The 7,603-nt window shown below is 58.6% G+C and carries 7 protein-coding genes; 4 read left to right on the forward strand and 3 right to left on the reverse strand.

What is annotated here, in order from left to right:
* From Q0K06_RS13330 to Q0K06_RS13345, 4 genes are all read left to right on the forward strand, one after another.
* Positions 1–772: nucleoside recognition domain-containing protein (locus tag Q0K06_RS13330; protein WP_294553486.1), on the forward strand; the 772-nt coding region annotated here is incomplete at its 5' end.
* A gap of 13 nt (positions 773–785) precedes the next feature.
* Positions 786–920 (forward strand): FeoB-associated Cys-rich membrane protein, encoded by a 135-nt coding sequence (locus Q0K06_RS13335; protein ID WP_294553489.1) that lies wholly within the window; start codon positions 786–788, stop codon positions 918–920.
* 65 nt (positions 921–985) lie between these two features.
* Positions 986–1,846 (forward strand): EamA family transporter, encoded by an 861-nt coding sequence (locus tag Q0K06_RS13340; RefSeq protein WP_294553492.1) that lies wholly within the window; start codon positions 986–988, stop codon positions 1,844–1,846.
* Positions 1,847–1,975: 129 nt separating this feature from the next.
* Positions 1,976–2,506, forward strand: a complete 531-nt coding sequence (locus Q0K06_RS13345) for a hypothetical protein (protein WP_294553494.1) — start codon at positions 1,976–1,978, stop codon at positions 2,504–2,506.
* Between the two features lie 240 nt (positions 2,507–2,746).
* Here the strand turns inward: Q0K06_RS13345 and Q0K06_RS13350 are convergent, their stop codons facing one another.
* From Q0K06_RS13350 to Q0K06_RS13360, 3 genes are all read right to left on the reverse strand, one after another.
* Positions 2,747–3,814 carry a HAMP domain-containing sensor histidine kinase gene (locus Q0K06_RS13350; RefSeq protein WP_294553496.1) on the reverse strand — a complete coding sequence of 356 codons (1,068 nt, stop codon included), beginning with the start codon at positions 3,812–3,814 and terminating at the stop codon, positions 2,747–2,749.
* A gap of 357 nt (positions 3,815–4,171) precedes the next feature.
* Positions 4,172–6,460, reverse strand: coding sequence for an endopeptidase La (gene lon / locus Q0K06_RS13355; RefSeq protein ID WP_294553499.1), 2,289 nt, complete (start codon positions 6,458–6,460; stop codon positions 4,172–4,174).
* 34 nt (positions 6,461–6,494) lie between these two features.
* Positions 6,495–6,947, reverse strand: a complete 453-nt coding sequence (locus Q0K06_RS13360; protein ID WP_294553501.1) for a MerR family transcriptional regulator — start codon at positions 6,945–6,947, stop codon at positions 6,495–6,497.
* Positions 6,948–7,603: the final 656 nt, after the last annotated feature.

The following is a 7,603-nucleotide window of genomic DNA, read 5'->3' on the forward strand; positions in this document are numbered from 1 at the left end:
GCGGGACCGGTTCAAGGTCATGCTGGTGACGCCCTTTATGAGCTGCAACGCCCGGCTGACCATCTACATCCTCTTTTCCGAGATGTTCTTCCCGGACAACGCCATGGTGGTGGCCTACTCCATGTACCTGCTGGGCCTTGTGGTGGCCATTGTCATCTCGGCTATTATCCACCTGCTGGACCGGAAAAAGAGCACCAACTACCTGCTCATCGAACTGCCGGAGTACAAGCTGCCCGACGCCCGGACGGTGGCGATCTATGTCTGGGAAAAGGTCAAGGACTACCTGGAGAAGGCGGGCACCACCATTTTCCTGGCCACCCTGATCATCTGGGCGCTGCTGAATTTCGGCCCCCACGGCTTCTCGACGGATATGACCGCCAGCTTCGGCGCGGTGATCGGCAAATGGCTCACCCCCTTCTTCGTCCCCATTGGGCTGGGCTTCTGGCAGATCGCGGTGGCCCTCATTGCGGGCATCTCCGCCAAGGAGGTGGTGGTGTCCAGCTGCGCGGTGCTGTTCGGCATCGTCAACGCCAGCTCCCCCGAGAGGATGGCCGCCTTTTCCTCCGCCCTGGCGGGCATTGGCTTCGGCCCCCTGAACGCCTTCTGTCTGATGGTGTTCTGCCTGCTCTACATCCCCTGCGCCGCCTCTCTGGCCACCATCCGGAAGGAGGCCAACAGCTGGAAGTGGATGTTCTTTACGGCGGCCTTCCAGCTGGCGGTGGCCTGGGTCGTCACCTTTGCCGTCTATCACATTGGGCTTGCGATTCTGTAAGGAGGTGCATATTATGATTCCGGTTTTGCTGGCCGTCCTGCTGATTGCCTATTCCGTTTGGGCCGTCCGCCGGGTCCGCAGGAGAAAGAAGCGCACCTGCGGCGATTGCAGCAGCTGTCCCAACCGGGGCTCCGGCTCATGCCTATAAATCGGGCGGCATCTTGAGCTGCCTCCTGATTTCAGAGGCAGCCATCATAGGAGGGAGTAATCAGCATGTGGGTTCTTTTTGCCGTGGGTTCCGCCTTTTTTGCGGGCGTGACGGCGATCCTGGCCAAGTGCGGCATCCGGAAAACAGATTCCACCGTGGCCACGGCCATCCGCACCATTGTGGTATTGATCTTCGCGTGGATCATGGTGTTTGTGGTAGGTTCCCAAAATCAGTTAAGCGGCCTGGACCGGACGACCCTGCTGTTTCTGATTCTGTCCGGCCTGGCCACAGGGGCCTCCTGGCTGTGCTATTTCAGGGCGCTCCAGCTGGGCGATGTCAACAAGGTGGTGCCCATTGACAAGTCCAGTACGGTCCTGACAATTCTGCTGGCCTTTCTGTTTCTGAGGGAACCCATCGGCCTGTTTCAGGGAATCGGCGTCATTTTGATCGCTGTGGGCACCTTTCTCATGATCGAAAAGAAAAAGGGGACAGAAGCCGCCGCACAGGGGAAATCCTGGATGCTGTATGCCTTCGGCTCCGCCGTCTTTGCCAGCCTCACCGCCATCTTGGGCAAGGTGGGCATACAGGGAGTGGAGTCCAACCTGGGTACCGCCATCCGCACAGGGGTGGTGCTGGTCATGGCCTGGGTCATGGTCCTGGTGACCGGAAAGGCCGGGGCGGTGGGGCAGGTGCCCCGGCGGGAACTGGGCTTCATCTGCCTGTCCGGACTGGCCACAGGGGCTTCCTGGCTGTGCTACTACCGGGCCCTTCAGGACGGGCTTGCCAGTGTGGTGGTCCCCATTGACAAATTGAGCATCCTGGTCACCGTGGCGTTTTCCTGGATGGTGTTCCACGAAACATTGACCCGCCGCTCTGCCGCAGGCCTGGTTCTCATCGTTGCCGGGACGCTGGCCATGCTGCTGTGAGCCGCCCTTGGGCAGCCGGCGCGGTATCCGGGCGCACAGACGCAGAGTCAAATCCCGCGCTTTACACCAAGCAGAGAATATGTTAGAATAAGCCATATTTTTTTCAAAATCCGTTTTAAGGAGAAAACCATGGGCTTATTTTCCAGAAAACCGAAGGCGCCGGACTTTGACCCGGCAGAGTGTCAGCGCATCAAGGAGAAGCTGCGGCAGATGTTCAACGAAGCCGTGCCGGACGGGGATACCTACCGTCTCATCGAAGGCTACTCCAGCACCGATAAAATCCAGCGTGGCATCTATATTGACAAGCACACGACGACCTTCTATCACTACATCATCGGATACCGTGAGCAGGATTGGCGTGTCGTGCTCGTCCAGATCGACCGGGCGCTCTCCGCGCACAGTGACGCCATCTGTCTCGACATGGATGCCGTGGTCGATGTGGACTATATTCCCAAGACCCAGAATGCCGCCCTGGTCTATGAGAAGGGCTATGGCTCCTATGGCGAGCTGCTCCACGTTGTGGACTATGGCCGGAAAACCGCCGCCGGAATTGCAAATCTGAATCAGGCCGCAGAGCGGGAAGATTTTCTGAATTTTCTGGAGAAATTCCGGGCCGTGTTATCCCAGAAGGGCTATAAATTGTCTAAGTGGACGCGGTAAGGCAGCCTGTGCGCGCTCCCGGGACACGCAGTATATTCCAGCCGCGGGAGCCTGCGCCGTACCCGGCACGGCCGGACTGTTTTTCTAAAGATTCCGCCGTCTGATCCTTTCCCTGTAAAACACCTCTATAAGCTGAGCAGTCACAGAACCGCCAGGTTCTGTGACTGCTTTTTTGTCTAAACGCCAGCCTTGGCAGCCGCCCCGCTGAAGGGCCCCGCTGCCGGCGGGATTTGTATGGCTTTAATCCGCATTCGTCCCCAATGGTAAAATCACACGGAACGTACTTCCCTGATTCGGCCTGCTCTCCACCTCGATCTGTCCGCCGCATACGTCTAAAATTTTGTGCACAATGGGAAGGCCAAGCCCAATCCCCTTTCGCGTGTGGGACGGATCCGCCTGGTAATAACGGTCAAAAATGTGTGATTTGACCTCCTCCGTCATGCCGATGCCGCTGTCTGTCACCGTGAAAACCGCGTTTTTATCCGTATGCGTCAGGGATACCGCAATCTTTCCGCCGTTGGGCGTGTATTTAATGGCGTTTCCGACCAGGTTTGTCCATACATGGGAGAGCAGCTCCCGGCTCCCGCACACTTCGACCGGCTCAATCTCCGCTGTCAGATTCTGCCCTTTTTCCTGAATGCTCCTCTCAAGCATGGTCAAACACTGGCTGATCTGCTCGTCCAGCCAGAAGTTCTCCCGCACAACAGGCAGATTCTGCGTCTCCAGCTTTGTCAGCAGCATCGCGTCATTTGCCAGTTCTGCCAGCTGGCTGCTCTCGCTTGCAATGATTTGCAGATACTTTTTCTGCTCTTCCTCGGTAAAGCCCGGCTCCTGCAGCAATTCGGCAAACCCGCGGATCGCCGTCAGGGGCGTCTTAAATTCATGTGTGAAGGTATTGACGTACTCCTCCCGCATGGCGCGGACCTTTTCCAGCTCCTCGGCCATGCGGTTGAAATCAGAGTAGGCCACACGAAACGCCCCGGTCTCTGTTTCGGGCAAGCGGGCGCTCAGATCTCCGTCAATGATTTTCTGAAACGCAAGGCGAAGATGGCGGAACTGCCGGTTCGCCGGCCCCACTGTTATCAGCGCAGTCCCGGCACCAATTAGGATTGGAAGCAGAAGCGCCAGGCCATATGCGGCCGCCCCCAGCCCGAGTTCTGCAAGTTTTCCCGCAGCCAAATAATAGACGCCTGCAGACACCGCAGAGGCCGCCGAGAGCAAAACAGTGTAACATGCCGTCAGCTTCCGGCTGCCCAACTGAGGTACGTTGATTGTCCCGGACTCTTTTTGCATCTTCCATTCCCCCATCCTTTTGAGTCCAACATACTGATGTTATTATAAATATAGCCCTCAATTGTGTCAAAGTATATTTCACACAGTGCTCACATACATCATCGGTTATTGCATTTTCCAAAAACACCCGCAACATTTTGGGGGCAGCAGGAAAGCCCCAAGCTCCCCGGCCCAATGGGCGGTTTCTCCTGCGATTCCCTAAATAGCACCGAGCTCACCTTCCGCCACGCCCTGGAAAATCAGGTGTGCTACCGGACGTGGACCTGATGTCGCTTTGAACAGCGGCGCCGGAGAGGATATTCCTCTCCGGCGCCGCTGTTCGCTGAATTTTTCTTTTGATGTGATGGCCTGGAAAACCTGTGCCGGGAGACCTTATGCAGCGGCCACAGCCGGCAATGTAATCCCCACGCGCTCCATAACATCCGTCACATAGTGGACGGGAATGATTTCCAGGGCCTGCTTAACCTCATCGGCTACGTCCATCAGGTCGTCCGCATTTTCTTCGGGAATGAACACCCGTTTGACGCCCGCCCGCTGGGCGGCCATCAGCTTCTCCGGCAGGCCGCCGATGGGCATGACCACGCCCCGCAGGGAGACCTCGCCGGTCATGGCATACTCGGCGTTAACCGGGACGCCGGTGACCAGGGAGGCCAGGGCCGTGGTCAGGGTGATGCCCGCCGACGGGCCGTCCTTGGGCACCGCCCCCGCCGGGACATGGACGTGCAGGTCGTTCTTTTCAAACAGCTCCGCCTTGTCCGGGAACATGGACTTCACCAGGCTGACGGCAATCTGCACCGACTCCTTCATCACATCGCCCAGCTGGCCGGTGATGATGGTCTTGCCGTTGCCCTTGGTGAGCAGGGACTCGATGAACAGGATCTCGCCCCCCGCCTGGGTCCAGGCCAGCCCCGTCACAATGCCGGGCTTCTTGGCCTCCAGAATGCGGTCGTGGCGAATGGGCGCGGCCTCCAGCATGGCCCGCAGTTCCCCGGGCTCCACGGTCACCCGCTCCTCCTCGCCGCTGACCAGCTTCACCGCCGCCGCCCGGCACAGGGTGTCCAGCCGGTTTTTCAGCCCCCGGACGCCGGCCTCCATGGTGTAGTCGGAGATGACGGAGCGGAGGGCGTCGTCGCTGACCGCCAGCTGCTCCGCCGTGATCCCGGCCTTCTCCATGGCCTTGGGCAGCAGGTGCCGCTTGGCAATCTGAAATTTCTCCAGGGCGGAGTAGCCCGGGAAGGAGATAACCTCCATCCGGTCCAGCAGCGGGCCGGGGATGGTGTCGGTGGTGTTGGCGGTGCAGACAAACAGCACGTCGGACAGGTCATAGGGGACGTTCATGTAGTGGTCGGTAAAGGTGGCGTTCTGCTCCGGGTCCAGCACCTCCAGCAGGGCGCTGGCGGGGTCACCGCCGTAGTCCCGGACCAGCTTGTCCACCTCGTCCAGCACCACCACCGGGTTGGAGGCGCCGCTGCGGCGGATGCCCTCCATGATCCGGCCGGGCATGGCGCCGATGTAAGTGCGCCGGTGGCCGCGGATCTCCGCCTCGTCCCGGACGCCGCCCAGGCTGACCCGCACATATTTGCGGTTCAGGGCCCTGGCGATGCTCTGGCCGATGCTGGTCTTACCGGTGCCCGGCGCACCCACAAACAGGAGGATGGAGCCGGACTGCTTCTTGTTGAGCGCCATGACGGCAATCTGCTGGAGGATACGGCCCTTGGTCTTTTTCAGGCCGAAGTGGTCCTCGTCCAGGACGGCCTTGGCGGCCTTCAGGTCGATGTCGGCCGGCGGCTCCTTCTTCCACACCAGACTGGTCATGAAGTCCAGGTAGTCATAGAGCATCCCGTACTCGTGGCCCTCTTTGCCGCCCTGTTTCATGCGGTTGAGAACCTTCTCCGCCTCAGCCCGGGCAGTGTCGTTCATGCTGGATTCCCGGATCTTCTGCTCGAACTTCTGTACATCGCTCACGTTCTCCGGGTGGAGCTTGTCCAGCTCGTCCTGGAGAAAGCCGATCTGCCGGCGGAGCGCCTGCTCCCGGTACACCTGCTCATTGGACTCCTTCTGGGCGGTCTGAGCCTCCTTGTTGACCTTGAACAGCTCCAGGGACTCATAGAAAGCCTTCTCCATCTTCTCCGCCCGCCGGGCCACGGAGTCCTCCGCCAGAATGGCAAACTTCTCCTCGCTGGAGATCTGCAGCATGGCGGAGGTGAAGGAGATCAGTTCGTTCATGTTGCTCCAGCGCATGATATAGTTCCGGGCGCCCATGAGCCACTGGGTTCCCTCCAGAGCGTCCAGCATGGCGGTGCGCATTTTCTGGAACCGCTCCTGCTGCTCCTCCAGGTCCAGGTCGCTGATCTCCGGCCGTGTGCGGAGCTGGACCTGGATGTGTTTCCCGTCCGACTGAATCCCTTCCAGATCCACCCGGCTGGTGGTGCGGATCAGGGCCCACTCGTTCTCAACGCTCTCCACCACGCCCCGGGTGGCAATGGGGTAGACATCCTCCGCAGAGATATGCCCCTCCTTCTCGTCCCGTTTCAGCATTAAAAACAGGACCTTATCGCCGGCAGCCACCGGCTTGTCCGACTTGCTGTTCAGATAATCCAGCTGGAAGTAGCAGGATACGTCCGGAAGAGAAATGGTGTTGTAATAGGGAATGGTAATCATAACAGGGTCACCTCGATAAAATGCTTGGGTCTGTTTATTCTAACTTCAGATTCAGCTTCTCCAGAGCTGCCCGGCACTCGTCAGGCACCTGGCTGCACAGCAGGCTGCGAACCACATCCTCGGTCCCTGCCTGGCAGGCGGTCTCATAGTACCAGCACTTGTACTCCAGCAGGGAGAGCATCTCCCGCAGCTCGGAGAGCTGCTTTTCCACTGCCGCCCGGCGGCACCGAAAAATCTCCAGCCGCTGCGCCAGTGTGGAGTCGCCCTCCTGGGCCAGGCTGATAAACTGCTTGATCTCCTTGATGGACAGGCCGGACTTTTTCAGGCAGCCAATGACCTTGAGCGGTCCATAGTCTTTTTCCGTGAACATCCGGATGCCGCCCTGGGACCGCTCCACAAACGGGAGCAGGCCCTCCTGGTCATAGTACCGCAGCGTCGAGGCGGCAATCCCCAGAAGCTGCGCCATTTCGCCTACTGTGTAAAGCAACTGTATCACTTCCCTGATCCGAATAAACTTAAAGTTACTTTAATATTATATATTAACTTTAATTTATTATAGCAACATAAACCAAGGAAGTCAATAGGATTTTATCGAAAAGTTCCGCTTCTGCATTCAGAGACCATAGCTATGCCGAAAGAGAGCCGTTATGCTGCATATTTCTACCATTTGAAGCGAAAACGTGGGGTCTGAAAAGCTTCATGCACCATTTTTGTACAAGATGAGCGCAAAAAGAGAGGGAACCGGTTTCCCGGTTCCCTCTCAAAAAGTGCTTGTTTATCCAGTTTGGATTAGCCGAAGTACCGCTTCAGCAGGCCCTCGAACGCCTTGCCGTGGCGGGCCGAACCCCATGGGACACATCCCATGGGGACCCCGATATTTTCACCTGCTCGGACGGACTGAATCCGCCCGGCATCGAGGTTTTGGCTCCGCCAAAACACTCGCTGACGAGTCCCGCCACAAAAAAGACGCCCCCGGCCTATGCCGGGAGCGTCCTGTGAATTAGATTAGCCGAAGTAGCGCTTCAGCAGGCCCTCGAACGCCTTGCCGTGGCGGGCCTCGTCGCGAGCCAAGCCGTGCGGCTACGCCGCCCGGCGGCGCAATAACAAGATGGGGCGCAAGGGCTTGAAACCTGTTTGCCGGGA

It is taken from the genome of uncultured Pseudoflavonifractor sp. (genome assembly GCF_944387805.1).
Classification (GTDB): Bacteria; Bacillota; Clostridia; order Oscillospirales; family Oscillospiraceae; genus Pseudoflavonifractor.

What these genes read in the sequence shown, in the direction of transcription:
- Q0K06_RS13340 (WP_294553492.1), top strand. Translation starts at nt 986, where the DNA reads ATGTGGGTTCTTTTTGCCGTGGGTTCCGCCTTTTTTGCGGGCGTGACG.
- Q0K06_RS13335 (WP_294553489.1), top strand. Translation starts at nt 786, where the DNA reads ATGATTCCGGTTTTGCTGGCCGTCCTGCTGATTGCCTATTCCGTTTGG.
- Q0K06_RS13350 (WP_294553496.1), bottom strand. Translation starts at nt 3,814, where the DNA reads ATGGGGGAATGGAAGATGCAAAAAGAGTCCGGGACAATCAACGTACCT.
- lon (WP_294553499.1), bottom strand. Translation starts at nt 6,460, where the DNA reads ATGATTACCATTCCCTATTACAACACCATTTCTCTTCCGGACGTATCC.
- Q0K06_RS13345 (WP_294553494.1), top strand. Translation starts at nt 1,976, where the DNA reads ATGGGCTTATTTTCCAGAAAACCGAAGGCGCCGGACTTTGACCCGGCA.